14 protein-coding genes and 2 pseudogenes are annotated in these 17,712 nt (G+C 63.2%); 8 read left to right on the top strand and 8 right to left on the bottom strand.

Annotated elements, in window-relative coordinates; translation table 11 throughout:
* Window positions 1–65: 65 nt before the first annotated feature.
* The 4 genes and pseudogenes from CQ14_RS37620 to CQ14_RS37605 all read right to left on the bottom strand — a co-directional run bounded on the left by CQ14_RS37620 (window position 66) and on the right by CQ14_RS37605 (window position 4,205).
* Window positions 66–916: pseudogene (locus CQ14_RS37620) on the bottom strand (M48 family metallopeptidase).
* A gap of 208 nt (window positions 917–1,124) precedes the next feature.
* Window positions 1,125–2,474, bottom strand: a complete 1,350-nt coding sequence (locus CQ14_RS37615; RefSeq protein WP_057862779.1) for a polyhydroxyalkanoate depolymerase — start codon at window positions 2,472–2,474, stop codon at window positions 1,125–1,127.
* 121 nt (window positions 2,475–2,595) lie between these two features.
* The gene (locus CQ14_RS37610) at window positions 2,596–3,414 is read right to left on the bottom strand and encodes an ABC transporter permease (protein ID WP_057862778.1); all 819 of its coding nucleotides are present in this window, start codon (window positions 3,412–3,414) and stop codon (window positions 2,596–2,598) included.
* Window positions 3,411–4,205: an ABC transporter ATP-binding protein gene (locus CQ14_RS37605; protein ID WP_057862777.1), complete on the bottom strand. Its 795-nt coding sequence runs from the start codon at window positions 4,203–4,205 to the stop codon at window positions 3,411–3,413. The genes CQ14_RS37610 and CQ14_RS37605 overlap by 4 nt, the downstream gene beginning before the upstream one ends.
* Window positions 4,206–4,358: 153 nt before the next feature.
* On the opposite strand from CQ14_RS37605, the gene CQ14_RS37600 reads away from it, so the two are divergent.
* From CQ14_RS37600 to CQ14_RS37590, 3 genes are all read left to right on the top strand, one after another.
* Window positions 4,359–5,693, top strand: a complete 1,335-nt coding sequence (locus CQ14_RS37600) for an ActS/PrrB/RegB family redox-sensitive histidine kinase (protein ID WP_057862776.1) — start codon at window positions 4,359–4,361, stop codon at window positions 5,691–5,693.
* Window positions 5,694–5,811: 118 nt separating this feature from the next.
* Window positions 5,812–6,366: an ActR/PrrA/RegA family redox response regulator transcription factor gene (locus CQ14_RS37595; RefSeq protein WP_057862775.1), complete on the top strand. Its 555-nt coding sequence runs from the start codon at window positions 5,812–5,814 to the stop codon at window positions 6,364–6,366.
* 187 nt (window positions 6,367–6,553) lie between these two features.
* Window positions 6,554–8,275, top strand: a complete 1,722-nt coding sequence (locus CQ14_RS37590; protein WP_057862774.1) for a SulP family inorganic anion transporter — start codon at window positions 6,554–6,556, stop codon at window positions 8,273–8,275.
* 30 nt (window positions 8,276–8,305) lie between these two features.
* On the opposite strand, the gene CQ14_RS37585 is transcribed toward CQ14_RS37590, so the two are convergent.
* Window positions 8,306–8,794, bottom strand: a complete 489-nt coding sequence (locus CQ14_RS37585; RefSeq protein WP_057862773.1) for an MmcB family DNA repair protein — start codon at window positions 8,792–8,794, stop codon at window positions 8,306–8,308.
* Between the two features lie 157 nt (window positions 8,795–8,951).
* Between CQ14_RS37585 and CQ14_RS37580 the strand changes: the two genes are divergently transcribed.
* Together CQ14_RS37580 and CQ14_RS37575 are read left to right on the top strand one after the other, a co-directional pair.
* Window positions 8,952–10,073, top strand: a complete 1,122-nt coding sequence (locus CQ14_RS37580; RefSeq protein WP_057862772.1) for a vWA domain-containing protein — start codon at window positions 8,952–8,954, stop codon at window positions 10,071–10,073.
* Between the two features lie 206 nt (window positions 10,074–10,279).
* Window positions 10,280–11,980: an alpha-amylase family protein gene (locus CQ14_RS37575; protein WP_057862771.1), complete on the top strand. Its 1,701-nt coding sequence runs from the start codon at window positions 10,280–10,282 to the stop codon at window positions 11,978–11,980.
* Between the two features lie 7 nt (window positions 11,981–11,987).
* Here CQ14_RS37575 and CQ14_RS37570 read toward each other — a convergent pair whose 3' ends face one another.
* Window positions 11,988–12,803 carry an RMD1 family protein gene (locus tag CQ14_RS37570; protein WP_057862770.1) on the bottom strand — a complete coding sequence of 272 codons (816 nt, stop codon included), beginning with the start codon at window positions 12,801–12,803 and terminating at the stop codon, window positions 11,988–11,990.
* Window positions 12,804–12,986: 183 nt separating this feature from the next.
* Here CQ14_RS37570 and CQ14_RS47330 point away from each other — a divergent pair.
* Together CQ14_RS47330 and CQ14_RS47325 are read left to right on the top strand one after the other, a co-directional pair.
* Window positions 12,987–13,375, top strand: a pseudogene (locus CQ14_RS47330) (MBL fold metallo-hydrolase); the annotation flags it as partial.
* A gap of 17 nt (window positions 13,376–13,392) precedes the next feature.
* Window positions 13,393–13,669, top strand: a 277-nt coding sequence (locus CQ14_RS47325; RefSeq protein ID WP_245320826.1) for an MBL fold metallo-hydrolase, incomplete at its 5' end; no start/stop codon positions are given.
* 33 nt (window positions 13,670–13,702) lie between these two features.
* Here the strand turns inward: CQ14_RS47325 and CQ14_RS37560 are convergent.
* Complete coding sequence (locus CQ14_RS37560; protein WP_057862839.1) at window positions 13,703–14,911, bottom strand: extracellular catalytic domain type 1 short-chain-length polyhydroxyalkanoate depolymerase; 1,209 nt, start codon at window positions 14,909–14,911, stop codon at window positions 13,703–13,705.
* 126 nt (window positions 14,912–15,037) lie between these two features.
* Window positions 15,038–16,444 (bottom strand): MFS transporter, encoded by a 1,407-nt coding sequence (locus CQ14_RS37555; protein WP_057862769.1) that lies wholly within the window; start codon window positions 16,442–16,444, stop codon window positions 15,038–15,040.
* A gap of 167 nt (window positions 16,445–16,611) precedes the next feature.
* Between CQ14_RS37555 and CQ14_RS37550 the strand changes: the two genes are divergently transcribed.
* Window positions 16,612–17,589 (top strand): formylglycine-generating enzyme family protein, encoded by a 978-nt coding sequence (locus CQ14_RS37550; protein WP_199805721.1) that lies wholly within the window; start codon window positions 16,612–16,614, stop codon window positions 17,587–17,589.
* Window positions 17,590–17,712 lie beyond the last annotated feature (123 nt).

The raw sequence follows: 17,712 nt of genomic DNA, 5'->3' as shown, positions 1-17,712 counted from the left end.
GTTTATCGACTCGCGAGACCGTCCCCGGGTTTCGCTTCGCTCCACCCGGGCTACGATTGAATGACCTAATCCTCGACCCCGTAACGATGCAAATCGTTGCCGTAGGTATCGAGCCAGCGCTTGGCACGGTCGACATGGTCGCAGATGCGGCCGACCACCCGCCAGAACCGCGGCGAGTGGTTCATCTCAACGAGATGCGCGACTTCATGGGCGGCGAGATAGTCGAGCACATAGGGCGGCGCGAGGATCAGTCGCCAGGAATAGGACAATGAGCCGGCCGAGGTGCACGAACCCCAGCGGCTCGACTGGTCGCGGATCGACACCCGCCTGACTTTGACGCCGAGTTCCGCCGCATAGGCGAGCGATGCCTTGTTCAGATCCTTGCGCGCCTCGCGCTTGAGAAAGTCGTGGACGCGCCGGTCCATGTGCTCGGAGCCGCCAGCGACGCACAGAATCTTCTCGCCGCTGTCGCGGGTTTCGGTCCACACCGTGCCGCGCTCGCCGGCGCGATGCACCAGACGATGCGGAACGCCGCGCAACGGTACGATCGTGCCGGATTGAAACGGCGCCGCCTTCGGCAAACGGCCGAGACGGGCGGCGATCCAGCCGCCGTGGATCTGCGCGAAGTCGCGCGCTTCAACCAGTGTGCCACGCGGCGGCATGGTCAGGATCGCTTCGCGATCCGTCGGATGAATTCGCAAGGTGTAACGCCGCGCACGGCGATGCCGGCGCAGCCGAATCGCAAAGAATTGCGAGCCGTGTTTGACCAATAGGGTCGCGGGTTCGGCGGGCCGCCGATAAAGGAGGGCGCGAGTAGCCATGTCTTGGAGTCCGGGGAGTAGGAGTTCGCCCGGATTCTGCCATATCCGCTGCCAAGGGAATCTCATCTAAATCGCACGGCGCAAAAACAAATCATTTGCCCAATATACAGGGGCTGGGGCCTAAAAAGCCTCTACAGGATGGGCCTGGAACCGGATTTTTTGGATGGAACCGGGAGTCTAACAGGGGTCCAAAACGGCCTCAAGGAGTGAGTCTGAACTCACCCCTTGATTCGACCGAAATCTGGAATGTCTGAATCTATTCAGCAACTTATCGGCGGCCCGGAGGCGATGCCGCCAAGCAGACTATTCGGCTGCACGGACCAATGTTGGCTTGGTAGTAGCCGCTGACACCTTCGTATTCGCTGCCGACATCATGAAATCGGAGATGCGCGGCACGATTTCGGAACGGAATCGCGATCCGTTGAACACTCCGTAGTGTCCGACGCCCTTTTGCACGTAGTGCACGCGGCGATGATCGGGAATGTGGGGGCACAATGCGTGCGTCGCTTCGGTCTGACCGAGGCCGGAGATGTCGTCCTTCTCGCCTTCCACCGTCATCAGCGCCACGCGGTGGATCTTCGACGGATCGACCGGCTTGCCGCGATGGATCATCTTGCCCCTGGGCAGCGCATGCTTGACGAACACGACGTCGACCGTCTGCAGGTAATACTCCGCCGTGAGATCCATCACGGCGAGGTACTCGTCGTAGAACTCCCGGTGCTTGTCGACCATGTCGCCGTCGCCCTTCACCAGGTTGTTGAACAGCGCCTTGTGCGCGTCGGTGTGGCGGTCGAGATTCATGGTGATGAAGCCGGACAACTGCAAAAAGCCCGGATAGACGTCGCGCATCACGCCGGGATGCGGGAACGGCACCTTGGTGATGACGTGGTTGCGGAACCATTCGATGCCGCGCTCTTCGGCAAGGTTGTTCACGGCGGTCGGGTTGCGGCGGGTATCTATCGGGCCGCCCATCAGGGTCATCGACAGCGGCACGAACGGATCGCGCGCGGCCTCCATCACGGACACCGCCGCCACCACCGGCACCGAAGGCTGGCACACCGCGATCACATGCATGTTGCCGCCGAGCACGTGCAGCATCTCGATGACGTAATCGACATAGTCGTCGAGATCGAAGCGGCCCTCGGTGAGAGGAACCATGCGCGCATCCGTCCAGTCGGTGATGTAGACTTCATGCGTCGGCAGGAACGCCTCGACGGTGCCGCGCAACAGCGTCGCGTAATGGCCGGACATCGGCGCCACGATCAGCACGCGCGGATGGGGGTTGCGCAACGGCCGCGTCAGCTTGCGATCGAAATGCAGGAGGCGGCAGAACGGCTTTTCCCAGATCGAGCGGACCTCGACCGGCGTGCGGACGCCGTTGACCTCGGTGAAGTCGAGACCCCATTCCGGCTTGCCGTAACGGCGGGTGGTGCGCTCGAACAGTTCGCAGGCCGCGGCGATCGATTTGCCGATCTCGGTGTGCGACCAGGGATTAAGCGGGTTTTGAAACAGGATCTTGGTGGCGTCGGTCACCGCACGTGCCGGATTGAGCGACGCGTGGCCCATTTCGTACATCCAGTACATCGGCGTCGTGAACGCCGGACTGCCTTCGGCCACCAGCGGCGGTGCGCCGCCAAACTCACCAATCGGCATCTTCTGACCTCTGTTTGCGCCGCAGCATCCTGCCGAATGCAAAATAATGCGTCAATGCAGACCTCGGTATATCTACGTACCAAAAGGCCAAAATCCCCCGAAATTAACGGGACATAGTGACTTATTCGCCACCCCCGAGCAGCGATCCCACCCGTTTGGCGCTGCGCAAAAGGGCAAGAAAGATCGCAAAGGAGGCAATCAACAACACTACGTTGATAGCCAGCGACCAGACCATCAGATCGCTCCTGAAGGTTTGATTAATGAGGAGCGCGCGCATGCCCTCGAACACATAGGTCGGCGGCAGCGTCCAGGCGATCCATTGCAGCCAGTCAGGCAGCACCGAGACCGGATAATAGACGCAGGCCAGCGGCATCAGGCCGAACATCAGCGTCCAGACGATGCTCTCGGCCCCGAGCCCGTTGCGCAGCACCAGGCCCGACACAAAAATCCCGATCGCCCAGCTCGTGAAGATCAAATTGCAGAAGAACGCGATCAGCGGCAGCCCGATCGCGAAGAAATTGAAGTCGAAGAAGAACAGCGCCAGCAGCGTCATCGGGATGACGCCGATCGCAAGCCGGATCAGGCTCATGATCATCAGCGAGATCAGAAACTCGATCGGCTTCAACGGGCTCATCATCAGGTTGCCGAGGTTGCGCGCCCACATCTCCTCGAGAAACGAGATCGAAAAGCCGAGCTGGCCGCGGAACAGGATGTCCCACAGGATCACCGCGCCGATCAGCGTGCCGCCGGCGCGGGCAAAGAAATTGTCGTTCTGCGCAATGTAGTTCTGCAGAAAACCCCAGGTGATGATCTGCAGCGCCGGCCAGTAGATCAGCTCCAGGAGCCGCGGCCAGGATGACATCAGGAGATACCAATAGCGCAGCACCATCGCACTGATGCGGTGCCATGAGATTCCGTAATGGGTGACGGTCTCGCTCATGGCGCCCCCTCCGCCACCCGGCCGCGCGCGACATCGAGAAACACGTCTTCCAGCGTGGTGCGGTTGTAGCGCACCATGATCTGGCCGGGGCTGTCGTCATCCTCGATGCGACCGCGCTTCATGATGATGACGCGATCGCACAGCCGCTCCACTTCCAGCATGTTGTGCGACGCCAGCAGGATGGTGGCGTCATGGGTCTTGCGATAGTTCCGCAAATGTTGCCGCACCCAGTCGGCGGTGTCCGGATCGAGCGAGGCGGTCGGCTCGTCGAGCAGCAGCAGCTCCGGCTGGTTGATCAGCGCCTTCGCCAGCGCGACGCGGGTCTTCTGTCCGGCCGATAGTTTTCCGTTGGCGCGATCGAGGAAATCCTTCAGGTCGAGGTCGGCGGCGAGTTGTTCGATGCGCTCGGCGAGATTCCTCACCGCATAGAGCCGGCCAAAGATCGTGAGATTCTGCCGCACCGTGAGCCGCATCGGCATATCGACATAGGGGCTCTCGAAATTCATCCGGCCGAGCACCTCGGCGCTTTGCTCCGGCATCGCGTGTCCCAGCACCTGGACGCGGCCCGACGTCGGCAGCACCAGCCCCATGATCGTCGCGATCGTCGTGGTCTTGCCGGCGCCATTGCCGCCGAGCAGCCCGGTGACACTGCCGCGCGCGATCCGGAACGAGATGTCGTCCACCGCCCGGGTGGTCTTGTAGAGTTTTATGAGATGCGCGACCTCGATCGCGGCGGGGCCTTCCGGCCCGGCCGCGGAGAACTGTGCTGGCGTGGCGTCGCTATTGACCATTTCTGGACGTTCATTGGGCCATCACGGCGGTGAGCGCAAGAGATCGGCGTCACACAGGGTCGTCATGTCCGGACTTGCCCAGGGCATGACAGGGACGGCAACGGCTGATCCCGTGAATTTGTGATCGCGCCCTCCGGCAGCTAAACTCCGGACATGTCCGACGTCGCCGCCTCCGATTTTCGCCTGCCGCACCGATATGTTCGTCTCGATACGATCCTCCGGCTGCGCTGGCTGGCGGCGCTCGGCCAGCTCACCGCGATCTTCATCGTGGCGCATGGGCTGGAGTTCGACTTTCCCGTCATTGCCTGCGTCGCCGTCGTCGGCGTCGCCGCGCTGCTCAATCTCGCACTGCAGGTGGCCTTCAACCCGATGCAGCGGCTGGAACCGGTGTATGCGGCGGCGCTGCTTGCGCTCAACATTGTCGAGCTGGCTGCGCTGCTGTTCCTGACCGGAGGCTTGCAGAATCCGTTTTCATTCCTGTTCCTGGCGCCGGTTCTGATCTCGGCGGCGGTGCTGCCGATCCGGCTGACGATCGGGCTCGGCCTGCTCGCGATGGCCTGCGCCTCGGCGCTGGTGTTCTTCCACCTGCCGCTGCCCTGGGACAGCGAGGACCCGCTGGTGCTGCCGCCGATCTATCTGTTCGGCGTCTGGCTCTCGATCCTGCTCGCGATCGGCGTCACCTCGCTCTATGCATTCCAGGCGACCGAGGAGGCGCGCAAGCTCTCCGATGCGCTGGTCGCGACCGAGCTGGTGCTGACGCGCGAGCAGCATCTGACCCAGCTCGACGGGCTTGCGGCCGCCGCCGCGCATGAACTCGGCACGCCGCTATCGACGATCTTTCTGATTTCGCGCGAGCTGGAAAAGACCGTCGAGAGCAACGACCCGCTCGCCTCCGACCTCAAGACCCTGCGCGAGCAGGCGCAGCGTTGCCGCGACATCCTGGCCAAGATCACCCAGCTGTCCTCGTCCGGCGCACCGTTCGACCTGATGCCGCTGTCGACGCTGATCGAGGAAGCGGTCGCGCCGCATCGCGATTTCGGCGTCGCGATCAAGGTGCGGCTTGCTGTCGCAGCAACGCGCGAGCCGGTCGGGGCCCGAAACCCGGCGATCCTTTACGGTGTCGGCAACATCCTGGAGAATGCCGTCGATTTCGCGCGGACGACGGTAGAGGTTAACGCCTGGTGGAACGCCGATACGGTCGAAATCGTCATTTCCGACGACGGGCCGGGCATCGCACCCGATATGCTGAAACGGATCGGCGAGCCCTATTTGTCGCGCCGGCGCGGCGCGGACGAGCCGCAAAGCGCGCGGGCCGGGCTTGGTCTTGGCATCTTCATCGCCCGTACCCTGCTGGAGCGCACCGGCGCCAAGGTCTCGTTCTCGAACCGGACGTTCCCCGATCACGGCGCTGTGGTCCAGATCGTATGGCCGCGCACCCGCTTCGAGGCCGAGGAACCCTCGGAAACCGCTGCAGGATCAGCCGATTAGAATTGCGTTAAGAATTGAGGAAACCGGGCGGCGCGACCTTTCGAGCCCTTGGCAGTGCTGAATCGTCGCGCCATATGCTCTATATGGTACTCTGGATCCGCAACCGGGAAACCCTGCCTTGAACGCCATCGCCGAACTGAACGATCTCTCCGACCGCTCGCTGTTGATCGTCGAGGATGACAAGCCGTTTCTGGAGCGCCTGTCGCGCGCGATGGAAACCCGCGGCTTCGCGGTGACGTCCTGCGACACCGTGTCCGACGGGCTCGCGCAGATCAACAAGGCCGCGCCGGCTTTTGCGGTGGTGGACCTGCGACTAGGCGACGGCAACGGCCTTGACGTGGTGTCGGCGCTGAAGCGCAAGCGTCCCGAAGCGCGCACCATCGTGCTGACCGGATACGGCAACATCGCAACCGCCGTCACGGCGGTGAAGATGGGCGCGGTGGATTATCTCTCCAAGCCCGCCGATGCCGACGACGTCGTCGCCGCGCTGCTTGCGAGCGGCACCGAGAAATCCGAGCTGCCGTCGAACCCGATGTCGGCGGACCGCGTGCGCTGGGAGCACATCCAGCGCATTTATGAGATGTGCAACCGCAACGTCTCCGAAACCGCGCGGCGGCTCAACATGCACCGCCGTACCTTACAGCGGATTCTCGCAAAGCGCGCGCCGCGCTAGTTTGTCAGCCACCTGATCGCTCGCCGGCAAAGGCTGCCCTCGGATTGCATCACCGATAACGGTGGCCCCTTAGCGGATCACATTTTTCGCTTGCCGAGGCGTGCAACAGCCTCGACTGTATTCTGGCTGGGCCAATCGCAGTCGCGGCCCAAGCTAGCGAGCCCGGCCGGGTTCGGAGTGACCGGCAATGAAGCATTGGATGCGCTGGTTGCCAGGTCTCGACACCCTCCGTCGATATGAAGCGGCGTGGCTCAGGCACGATGTACTTGCCGGGCTCGTGCTCGCAGCCATGCTGATCCCCGTTGGCATCGCCTACGCGGAGGCCTCGGGCTTGCCCGGCATCTACGGTCTGTACGCAACGATCATACCGCTCCTTGTCTACGCGTTGTTCGGCCCTAGCCGCATCCTTGTCCTGGGACCGGACTCGGCGCTTGCAGCTATCATCCTTGGCGTTCTCGTTCCGCTGTCGGGTGGCGATCCCGTCCGCGCTGCGACCTTGGCTGCCATGATGGCAATCGTTTCCGGGACGATATGCATCCTGGCAGGAATCGCGCGCCTGGGCTTTGTGACCGAGCTTCTTTCGAAGCCGATACGCTACGGCTACATGAACGGCATTGCGTTGACCGTATTGATCAGCCAACTGCCGAAGCTGTTCGGCTTCTCGATCGAGAGCGACGGACCTTTGCGGAGCTTATGGGCGATCGCCCGCGCCATCTTTGACGGAAAGACCAACTGGGCAGCCGCCGGGATTGGGCTCGGCACGTTGGCGACAATACTGCTGCTTCAGAGATACAAGCGGTTGCCAGTCGTCCTGATTGCAGTCGTCGGGGCAACGGCCGTTGTCGCTGCGCTGGATCTTGCGGCCCGCTACGGCGTGACAGTCCTGGGTCCCCTAGCGCAGGGCCTGCCCGGCTTCGCCGTTCCCTGGATCGGCCCCGCCGATGTCATCCCGGTGCTGATCGGCGGTTGCGCGGTCGCCATGGTTTCCTTTGCTGACACCAGCGTGCTCTCGCGGTCATACGCGGCACGATTGGGCGATCGGGTCGACCCCAACCAGGAGATGGTGGGGCTTGGCGCCGCCAATCTGGCAACCGGACTTTTCCAGGGTTTTCCGATCAGCAGCAGCAGTTCGCGTACGCCTGTTGCCGAAGCCGCCGGCGCCCGTACCCAGCTGACCAGTGTCGTTGGTGCCCTCGCCATCGCCTTCCTTCTGCTGGTGGCGCCAAACCTCCTTCAGCATCTGCCCAACGCTGCATTGGCCGCCGTCGTCATCGCCGCAGCGATCAGCTTGATTGAGATCACCGATCTCAAGCGCATCTACAGCATTCAGCGGTGGGAGTTCTGGCTTTCGATCGTCTGCTTTGTCGGCGTCGCCGTGCTCGGCGTGATTCCGGGAATAGGTCTGGCAATCGCCATCGCCATTGCCGAGTTTCTATGGGACGGGTGGCGTCCTCACTCCGCCGTATTGGGCCGCGCCGATGGCGTGAAAGGTTATCACGACATCACGAGATATCCGGATGCGCGCCAGATTCCCGGGCTGGTCCTGTTCCGGTGGGATGCGCCCCTGTTCTTCGCCAATGCCGAATTTTTCAAGGAGCGCGCGCTGGACGCGGTGGCGAAGTCGCCGACGCCCGTGCGTTGGCTGGTCGTTGCGGCGGAGCCGGTCACCAGCGTGGACGTCACTGCCGGTGATACGCTCGCTGAATTGGACGAGGCGTTGCATGCACAGGGAATTGAGCTTTGTTTTGCCGAACTCAAGGATCCCGTGAAGGACAAGCTGAGGAAATTCGGATTGTTGGCCCAACTTGGCGAGCATTGCTTTTTCCTCACCGTCGGTGCGGCCGTTTCCCGCTACCTCGAAGTCCATGACGTCGAGTGGGAGGACTGGGAGGACCAAGCCGAACGGTAGGCGGCTTGAACCGGCCGGCTGTTTCGCCAGCTAAAACTCCGCATGCCCTTGCGGATCGACCAGGCGGTTGATCCGCTGCGCGGCGGCCATCGCAAACCGCACCGTCATCGATTTGCGGGTCGCCGCGGGCAGGCGATGCTCCGGCGCTTCGCAATGCAGGTGGGCGCCATAGGCATCGGCGATGATCAGGCCGGTGCCTTCAGGAAAAATCTCGCAAGGAAGATCCTGCGTAAAGGCGAAGAACAGCCGGTCGCAATGCATCCGATAGTCCTGCCATTTCTGGTCGGCGCGCAGATCTTCCACCGACGACTTGATCTCGACGATCCACACTTCGCCGCGCTCGTTCAGCGCCACCAGATCGGCGCGCCGGCCCGACGGCAGCGGCAGTTCGCTGATGCAGGAAAACCCCAGCGAACGTAACAGCCGCGCGGTGCCGCGGGCGATCGCCAGCGCCGTCTCCGACTGGCGACGATCCGGCGCGGGCACGAGGCCGATGTGGCGGGCAGGTGATGATTCCATGGCACTCGAACCATAACCGATTTCGGACCGTCCAACAGTCGGACCAGCGCACCATCAGCCGCAATTTCGACCCCGGCCCGCCTTGTTTTCGACCACAGCCCAGCGCGAAGGCAGTGGAACTTGGGTTCCGAGGGGACGAAACATCTGGAGGAGATCCATGAAGTCACGCATCACCCTTCGCTCGCTCGCATTCGCTCTCGCCGCCCTCCCTCTCTCCGCCGGCCTGTCGCAGGCCATCGCCAAACCCGCCGTCGAAGTCGCGTTCGTGCTGGATACCACCGGCTCGATGGGCGGCCTGATCGAGGGCGCCAAGCGCAAGATCTGGTCAATTGCCACAGCCATTGTCGATTCAAACCCTGACGCCGACATCCGCATGGGCCTCGTCGCCTATCGCGACATCGGCGACGACTACGTCACCAAGAAGATCGACCTCACCACCGACATCCAGGATCTCTACGCCCACCTGCTCGAATTGAAGGCGCGCGGCGGCGGCGACTGGCCGGAGAGCGTCAACGAGGCGCTCGACGTTGCCGTCAACAAGCTGCAGTGGACCAGCGGCCGCGATGTCAGGCGGATCGTGTTCCTGGTCGGCGACGCGCCGCCGCACATGGATTACGCGCAGGACACCAAATATCCGGTCACGCTCTCGGTGGCAAAGCAGAGGGACATCATCGTCAACGCGGTGCTGGCCGGCAACGCCCAGGATACCGCGCGAATCTGGCGCGATATCGCCCAGCACGGCAACGGCCGCTTCATTCCGATCCCGCAGGACGGCGGCGAAGTGGTGCTGATCGAGACGCCGTTCGACGAGGAGATCATCATCCTGCAGCGTGAGATCAACGGCACCGTGATCCCCTACGGGCCGAAACACCTGCAGAAGCGCACCGAGGGCAAGACCAAGCAATTGTCCGAGGTCGCCGCCGCCGCGCCCGCGCAGGCCTCGGAAATGGCGAGCTATCTCAACAAGCGCTCGAAGGCGACATCCGAAGCCGTCACCGGCGACGGCGACCTCGTCGCCGACGTCACGGCCCGCGGTCGCAGCTTTTCCACGATCAAGGAGGAAGACCTGCCCGACAATCTGCGCGCGATGAAGCCCGAGCAGCGCGTGGAGGAGGTCAACAAGCAGATGACCCAACGCAAGGCACTCAACGAAAAGCTGTCTGCGCTGGTCGCCAAGCGGGACAAATACGTCGCCGACCAGCGTGCCAAGGCGGCGCCGAAAACATCCTCGTTCGACCGCGTCGTCGAGGATACGCTGAAGGCGCAGATCAAACGGTGAGATGGAAGCGCGACCGACCATGAGAGGTCGTCATGCCCGGGCCTGTCCCGGGCATCCACGTCCTCTGTTCCGAGACGCAGACATGGATGGCCGGGCCGAGCCCGGCCATAACAAGGGATAGATCGCGCGGAACCTGCGCCGGTCTGGCGGCTTATTCCGTAGCCGCTGAGACGCGCGCGAGGCGGACCGAAGAGGGCTGCCCCTGCATGATCGGCGATCTCTGGTACAAGAACGGCGTGATCTATTGCCTGTCCGTCGGCACCTACATGGATGCCAACGGCGACGGCGTTGGCGATTTCAGGGGCCTGTTGCGGCGGCTCGACTACCTGCACGGCCTGGGCATCACGGCCGTATGGCTGATGCCGTTTCAGCCGTCACCCGGCAAGGACGACGGCTACGACATCAGTGACTATTACGGGGTCGATCCGCGCTACGGCACGCTTGGCGATTTCGTCGAATTCACCCATGGCTGCCGGCAGCGCGGCCTGCGCGTCATCATCGACCTCGTCGTCAATCATACCTCTGACCAGCATCACTGGTTTCGCGAGGCCCGGCGCGCCAAGGACTCGCCCTATCGCGACTGGTATGTGTGGTCCGACAGGCGTCCCGCCAACGCCGATACCGGGATGGTGTTTCCGGGCGTGCAGAAATCGACATGGAGCCACGACAGGGAAGCCGGCGCCTGGTACTTCCATCGCTTCTACGATTTCCAGCCTGACCTCAACACGTCCAATCCGATGGTTCAGGCCGAGATCCTGAAGATCATGGGCTTCTGGATCCAGCTTGGCGTATCCGGCTTTCGCATGGACGCGGTGCCGTTCGTAATCTCGACCAAGGGTGCAAAGGTCCGCAAGGCGGTCGAGCAATACGACATGCTGCGCTCTTTCCGCGAATTCCTGCAATGGCGGCAAGGCAACGCCATCATTCTGGCCGAAGCCAACGTGCTGCCGAAAACCGACATGGAATATTTCGGCCGCGACGGCGACCGCATGCATATGATGTTCAATTTCCACGTCAACCAGCATCTGTTCTACGCGCTGGCCTCCGCCGATTCCCGGCCGCTGGCGAAATCGCTGGCGTCGACCAGGCCGCGCCCGGCGACCGCGCAATGGGGACTGTTCCTGCGCAACCATGATGAGCTCGATCTCGGCCGGCTCACCAAGGCGCAGCGTAACGCCGTGTTCAAGGCATTCGGTCCCGACAAGGACATGCAGCTTTACGATCGCGGCATCCGTCGCCGGCTGGCGCCGATGCTCGGCGGCGACCGGCGCCGACTCGAACTCGCCTACAGCCTGATGTGCACGCTGCCGGGTACGCCTGTCATCCGCTATGGCGACGAACTCGGCATGGGCGACAATCTCGAACTGCCAGAGCGCAATTGCGCGCGCACGCCAATGCAATGGTCGACCGAGCCGCATGCCGGCTTCACAGAGGGCGACCGGCCGTGCCTGCCGGTGATCGACAAGGGCCCCTACGGCTACGAACATGTCAACGCCGCAAAACAGCGCCGCGATCCAAACTCCATGCTGAACTGGACCGAGCGTATCGTCCGGATGCGCAAGGAGGTGCCCGAGGTCGGCTGGGGTGATTTCAAGGTAATCGCAACGCGCGATCCCGCGGTGCTGGTGATCCGCTACGACTGGCGCAACAACTCGGTGCTATTCGTGCATAATCTCGACGAGAAGCCGCGAGAGATCGCCTTTAGCGTCGGGCTTCCCGACGACGCTGGGAATCTCCTGGTCAATCTGCTGACGGAAGATCACAGCCGCGCCAACAAGCGCGGCCGGCATACGCTGTTGCTGGAAGGCTACGGATACCGCTGGTATCGCGTCGGCGGCCTCGATTATCTGCTCAAGCGCAGCGACATCGACACCAAGGCGACGCCCAGGGCCGTTCGTGACGCGTGAGTGCCGCTCAGGAATGCCGGCCCATCGCGAGCTGATAGATCGTGATGATCACCTCGAACAGGATCAGCAGCACGATAATCACTTCGAGCCGCAGCGAGCGCCGCGTGTCGATGATATCGGTCAACACCTGCGCGCTCTCGGCGATCACGGCGAGCTTGCCGTTCAGCGATTCCGCGCGCTCCTTGAGTTCGTACTCGTCTTCGAGCCGGGCATACAGCCGTTCCAGATGCGGCTTGTCCCAGAGCACGTCCGGCTTCTCTTCCACTTCGACCGGTCCTGATACCCGGTGCCGCACCAGAAGCGCGTTGCCGATATTTTGCAGGATCGAGCGCCGGCTGCCGCGCATGCGCCCGCTCCGCGCCAGTTCCCGCGCGAACGGTTCGGTCGTGTCAAAGACGCTGGCAACTTCGCGCTCGTGCCGCGCCAGAACGACGCTCTTCGCCAGCGCCTCGCCGATCAGGATCAGCCGGTCGGGCGAAAGACTTTGCAGGCAGATCGGGCCGCCGGGTGGAATCTGGTCCTCCTTTTCCGGCGCCAGCTCGATGATGGCGATTTCCTCGTCGCGTCGCGCGAGCTTGCCCGTCATCCGATGTTCCAGGCCGCGCAGGAACTCCTCCTCTTCCAGCGCATTCAGCCCGATCAGGACAACCACGCCATAACGGAACAGTATAGCGACACCATTCGCATTGACGCGAAACGCAAGCGGTGTCGTGGCGAGGACATCGCCGCGCTCGAGGCCCGACATATTGAGGCGCTCGCTGACGAAGAAGGCGCGGGCAGTGATACGGGGCCCGACCAGCGGCGACGCGGAAGTCTGGCTCATGGAAGTCCCAACTGCCGAAACCACGATGCCCCCCGGAACTGGCCGGCGGTAGCGCTATCCGGCACCGCACGCCAAACCTCAAACCACACGCAACCTATCACGGAGCCGTGTGCATCACACGCCGGTAACACGATGATTACAAACCCGTGTTGACCACCTTCCCGGGATGAATATGGTGCCCTCATGGACAACAAAACCGATACCCAGGCCGAAAATCAGGCCAAGGCCGGCGCGATGATCGTGCCGGTGACGCTGTTCGAGCAGAACTGCACCATCATCTGGCACGAGCCTTCCAAGAAGGCCGTGGTGATCGATCCCGGCGGGGACGTTCCCAGGATTCTGGAAGCGATCAAGCAGACCGGCGTCACGGTCGAGAAGATCTGGCTGACGCATGGCCATATCGACCATGTCGGCGGCGCCGCCGAACTGCGCGACGCGCTGCAGGTGAAGATCGAAGGCCCGCATATCGCCGATAAATTCCTGCTCGACAACGTGGTCTCGAGCGGCGAGCGCTTCGGCATGACCGGGGTTCGCAATTTCGGGCCCGACCGCTGGCTCGACGAAGGCGATCANGGTCTCGATCGGCGANCCTCACCTTCGACATCCTGCACTGCCCCGGCCATTCACCGGGCAGCGTGGTGTTCTTCAACAAGGAATTGCGCTTCGCCCATGTCGGCGACGTCCTGTTCAGCGGCTCGGTCGGACGCACCGACCTGCCCGGCGGCAGCCATGCCACGCTGATCAATTCGATCAAGGAAAAATTGCTGCCGCTCGGCGACGACGTCGGCTTCATCTGCGGCCATGGCGCGGGCTCCAGCCTCGGCCAGGAGCGGCTGACCAATCCGTTCCTCACCGGCGAGATGTGAGCCGAATTTACGAACTGATGCGGTGACGTCCGGCTACTTCATCAATCCCGCGGCCGTCAGCGCGCGGGTGATGACGCCGCTGACATCGATGCCGCGGCGCTTCGGCTCGCGCGGCGCCGGCTTGGGCTGGCGAACCGGCTTGTGGGACCTCGACCAGAGTCTCGCGGCCAGATCGGACGACTGCAGGGATTCCGTGGCAGCCGATGCAACGACCTTCGGCGCCTGCGCTGGCTTGGCCACTTCGGGGGCCGGACTGACGCGTTCGGTCAGGCCAAAAAAATTGGCGATGTGATAGGACGAGGAAATTCCCGCCTCGATCAGGAACGCGCCCTCCGCGCCGTAGCGCTCCTCATTGCCGGAGAGCCCCAGCGGTGTGCCGTGGGCCATGTCGGTGATGGTGTAGGATTCGACGACGGTCTCGCCGTCGGCATTCCACCAGACTTCGCGTGGATGACCATCGACATCGCCGATCGACATCGGCGCCGCCGGCAGACCGTGGACGTCGAGCCACTGCTTGATGATCTCGTTGGCGTTGCCCGGATTCACCGTGCGGTCGGCGCTGCCGTGCCACACCGACACTTTCGGCCACGGTCCCTTGTGCTTGGACGCCTTGCGCACGAGATCGCCGAGCTTGCCCGCGGGACGTGACGTCGATTGCATCATCCCGGCGAGCGCTTCGCGGACATTGCTGGCGATGCCGAACGGCAGGCCCGCGATGATGGCCCCGCCCGCGAACACTTCCGGATAGGTCGCCAGCATCACCGACGTCATCGCGCCGCCGGCGGAAAGTCCGGTTACGTAGATGCGGCGCGAATCGAGTTTGTGATCGGCGACCATGCGCGCGACCATCTGCCGGATCGACGCGGCCTCGCCGCGGCCGCGCGCGATGTCGCCCGGATTGAACCAGTTGAAACAGGTGTTGGCGTTGTTGGCCGCCTGCTGCTCGGGCATCAGCAACGCAAAGCCATAACGTTTGGCGAGCGTCGACCAGCCGGTACCGAAATCGTAGCCGGTTGCGGTCTGGCCGCAGCCGTGCAGCACGACGACAAGGGCGCGCGCCGGCAGCAGTTGCTCCGGCACATAGGCGAACATCTTGAGCGCGCCGGGATCGGTGCCGAATCCGGTGATTTCCGCCAGCGGACTCTGGGCCTCGGGTGTGCTTCGGCCATAGATTCCCAGGCCATTGAACCCGTTCAGCTTTGGGAAATGGCGCAAGAATTCGACGTTCTTGGCGAGGGACAACAAGAGCTCCTGGGGCGATTGTTCTTAGATCACGCGATCCAGAACACATAGTTGCTGCACTGCAAAATAAAAAGGCCGTGCACTGTCATTCCCCACAATCAAATTTTGGCAGTTGACGTTATTTTGTCACGCCGTGATCGAACGCATCCATGTCAGGAATGCGGCGCAGGCGAGAATCGACGCACCAAACAGCGCGACCGCCGCGAGCAACGCCAGTTGCGCCGAATGCGCTGCTTCGATCGCGAAGAATACCGCTCCGATTGCGGCCACACCGGCGGCGTTGGCGATTTGCGCCGTCGTGCCGTACATGCCCGAGCCCGCGCCGGCGCTTGCCGGCTTGACGCTCGACAGCACCGCGCTCGATAGCGGCGCCATCACAAGACCCTGACCGTAACCGAAAACCGTCAGTACCAGCGCCAATATTAATACGGACGGCGTATCGATCCATTCGACCGCAGCCACCAGCATCGCAAGACCGGCGATCTGCACCGCGCAGCCCTCGATCAATACCAGCGTGCCGCGATGTTTGGCGCGTATTCCACCATGCCGCGAAGCAATCACGAAGGTCAGCGCCAGCGGCAGGAAGACCAGCCCCGCCTGCAGCGGCGGAATGTGCAGCCCCTTCTGCATGTAGATCGTCATGACGAGGTAGAACGAGAGGTTGGCGAAGAAGAAAAAGAACACCGCGGCCAGCCCGCGCATGAACGCGGCATCCGACAGCAGCGCAAGATCGATCAGCGGCATGCCGCCGCGGCGGGCGACCGCGCGCTCCAGCCGCAGGAAGCCGGCGATGATGACGATGCCGGTCGCCATCACCAGCCAGACCCATGCCGACCACTGCATGTCATGGCCTGACAGCAGCGGGCCGATCAGACACAGCAGCCCAAGAAACAGCACGACGGCGCCTGCTATATCCAGCCGCGTGCCGGCCCGGTGCTGAAACGTCGGCATGATCCTGAAGGCGGCTGCGATGATGATGGCGCCGAACGGCACGTTGACGAAAAACACCGCGCGCCAGCCGACACCAGCCAGATCAAGCGTCACCAGGAGGCCGCCGAGCAGAAAGCCGGCCGCGCCGGCCAACCCCAGCACGATGCCGTAAATGCCGAACGCGCGGGCGCGCGAGGCATCCGCAAACAGCAGATGAATGGTGGCGAGCACTTGCGGCACCATCAATGCCGCGGTTGCGCCCTGCGCCAGCCGCGCCACGATCAATTCCGGCCCGGATTGCGCCAGCCCGCACCACAGCGAGGTGACGGTGAAGCCCGCCACACCCGCGATGAACACGTTGCGCGTGCCGTAGATGTCGCCGAGCCGCCCGCCGGTGATGACCAGCGTGGCATAGGCGACCAGATAAATTGCAATGACCGCGTCGATCTGCGCCGGACTCGCGTGCAGTTCGGCCGCAATGGTCGGGATCGCCACGTTGACGATGAAGGCATCGACCCCGAACATGAACTGCGCTGCGACCACGGTCGCGAGCACGAACCAGCGGCGCGAGATATCGACGGGATGTGAGACGATCTGATGCATGAGAGCGGGCCTTGTCCGGGAGTTCTTGCGCCGGATGATCTCAGGCTTCGGTCATCTCAGCGATTACCCCGGAGGTAAGCGATCACCCGCGCCCGTGAACGCACCTCCCACAGCCCGCGACCAAGCAGCATCGGCGTTTGCGCCCAAAGATGGTTCAAGGATGCTTCATGTCTGCCGTTTCAAGAGTGCTGCCTGCCGCCCTCGCCCCCATGCTGGCCGTCTTGCTTGCCGAAGCCGCGTCGGCCAACCCGAAGCGGCTGCCGATGCCGTCGGACCCCGTGCAGGTCGCGGAAGAGGAGCCGCCCGCGCCCGCCCGGCTTCCCCGGCAGTTCTTTCCAGAGCAGAAAGTGCAGCCGCTGACGCCTGATATCGAACAGGCGCTAATTCCCAAGGACAGTTTCAAGGAGTGCGACGTCTGCCCCGAAATGGTGGTGGTGCCGAAGGGCGCTTTCATGATGGGCACGCCGGCCGACGAGCCGGATCGATTCAAGGGCGAAGATCCTATCCACCGCGTTACGTTGGCAAGGCCGTTCGCCGTCGGCCGCTTCACGATCTCATTCGACGAATGGGACGCCTGCCTCGTCGACGGCGGCTGCGGCAAGATCAAGGGCGACGACAAGGGTTTTGGCCGCGGCCGCATGCCGGCCCAGGGCATCAGTTTCGAGGCCGCCAAACTCTATCTCGCCTGGCTGTCGAAGAAGGTCGGCCGCACCTACCGCCTGCCGAGCGAATCCGAGCGCGAATACTTTACCCGCGCCGGCACCATCACGCCGTTCTGGTTTGGCGCCACCATCAGCGGGCAGGACGCCAGTTACAAGGCCTCGATCCCCTATGGCGACGGACCGCGCGGCGCCGACAGCAAGGGGCCTGCGGTAGTCGACTCCTACGCGCCGAATCCGTTCGGACTCTATCAGGTGCACGGCAACGTGTTCGAATGGACCGAAGACTGCTTCAACAAGCGCTACAGTGAAGACACGCCGGCCGACGGCTCGCCATGGCTGGAGGGCGATTGCAACAAGCGCATGCTGCGCGGCGGCACCTGGGATTGGATGGCCAACATGGTGCGCGCAGGCTATCGCGAGAACGCGACCATCGGCGCCCACCACAGTTTTCGCGTGGTGCGGACGCTCAACGTGCGGCCGTGATGCCGGCTGTAGATTCGCAATCCCCTAGTTTCGAGTGACGATCGGCGAGCGACTCGCTCTGCTGCCCCCGGCAACCGTTGTTACGGTCGCCGGCCGGCGCTCCAAAGCATACGATTTCCGGAT

It is taken from the genome of Bradyrhizobium lablabi (assembly GCF_001440475.1).
In the GTDB taxonomy this organism is placed as follows: Bacteria; Pseudomonadota; Alphaproteobacteria; order Rhizobiales; family Xanthobacteraceae; genus Bradyrhizobium; species Bradyrhizobium lablabi.
The sequence above is the reverse complement of the archived record's forward strand: the minus strand, read 5'-3'. Positions and strand labels throughout refer to the sequence as shown.

Excerpts from the sequence above, each read along its gene's own strand:
- CQ14_RS37605 (WP_057862777.1), bottom strand. The coding sequence starts at position 4,205 with ATGGTCAATAGCGACGCCACGCCAGCACAGTTCTCCGCGGCCGGGCCG.
- CQ14_RS37550 (WP_199805721.1), top strand. The coding sequence starts at position 16,612 with ATGTCTGCCGTTTCAAGAGTGCTGCCTGCCGCCCTCGCCCCCATGCTG.
- CQ14_RS37570 (WP_057862770.1), bottom strand. The coding sequence starts at position 12,803 with ATGAGCCAGACTTCCGCGTCGCCGCTGGTCGGGCCCCGTATCACTGCC.
- CQ14_RS37555 (WP_057862769.1), bottom strand. The coding sequence starts at position 16,444 with ATGCATCAGATCGTCTCACATCCCGTCGATATCTCGCGCCGCTGGTTC.
- CQ14_RS37590 (WP_057862774.1), top strand. The coding sequence starts at position 6,554 with ATGAAGCATTGGATGCGCTGGTTGCCAGGTCTCGACACCCTCCGTCGA.
- CQ14_RS37610 (WP_057862778.1), bottom strand. The coding sequence starts at position 3,414 with ATGAGCGAGACCGTCACCCATTACGGAATCTCATGGCACCGCATCAGT.
- CQ14_RS37585 (WP_057862773.1), bottom strand. The coding sequence starts at position 8,794 with ATGGAATCATCACCTGCCCGCCACATCGGCCTCGTGCCCGCGCCGGAT.
- CQ14_RS37600 (WP_057862776.1), top strand. The coding sequence starts at position 4,359 with ATGTCCGACGTCGCCGCCTCCGATTTTCGCCTGCCGCACCGATATGTT.
- CQ14_RS37575 (WP_057862771.1), top strand. The coding sequence starts at position 10,280 with ATGATCGGCGATCTCTGGTACAAGAACGGCGTGATCTATTGCCTGTCC.
- CQ14_RS37580 (WP_057862772.1), top strand. The coding sequence starts at position 8,952 with ATGAAGTCACGCATCACCCTTCGCTCGCTCGCATTCGCTCTCGCCGCC.
- CQ14_RS37615 (WP_057862779.1), bottom strand. The coding sequence starts at position 2,474 with ATGCCGATTGGTGAGTTTGGCGGCGCACCGCCGCTGGTGGCCGAAGGC.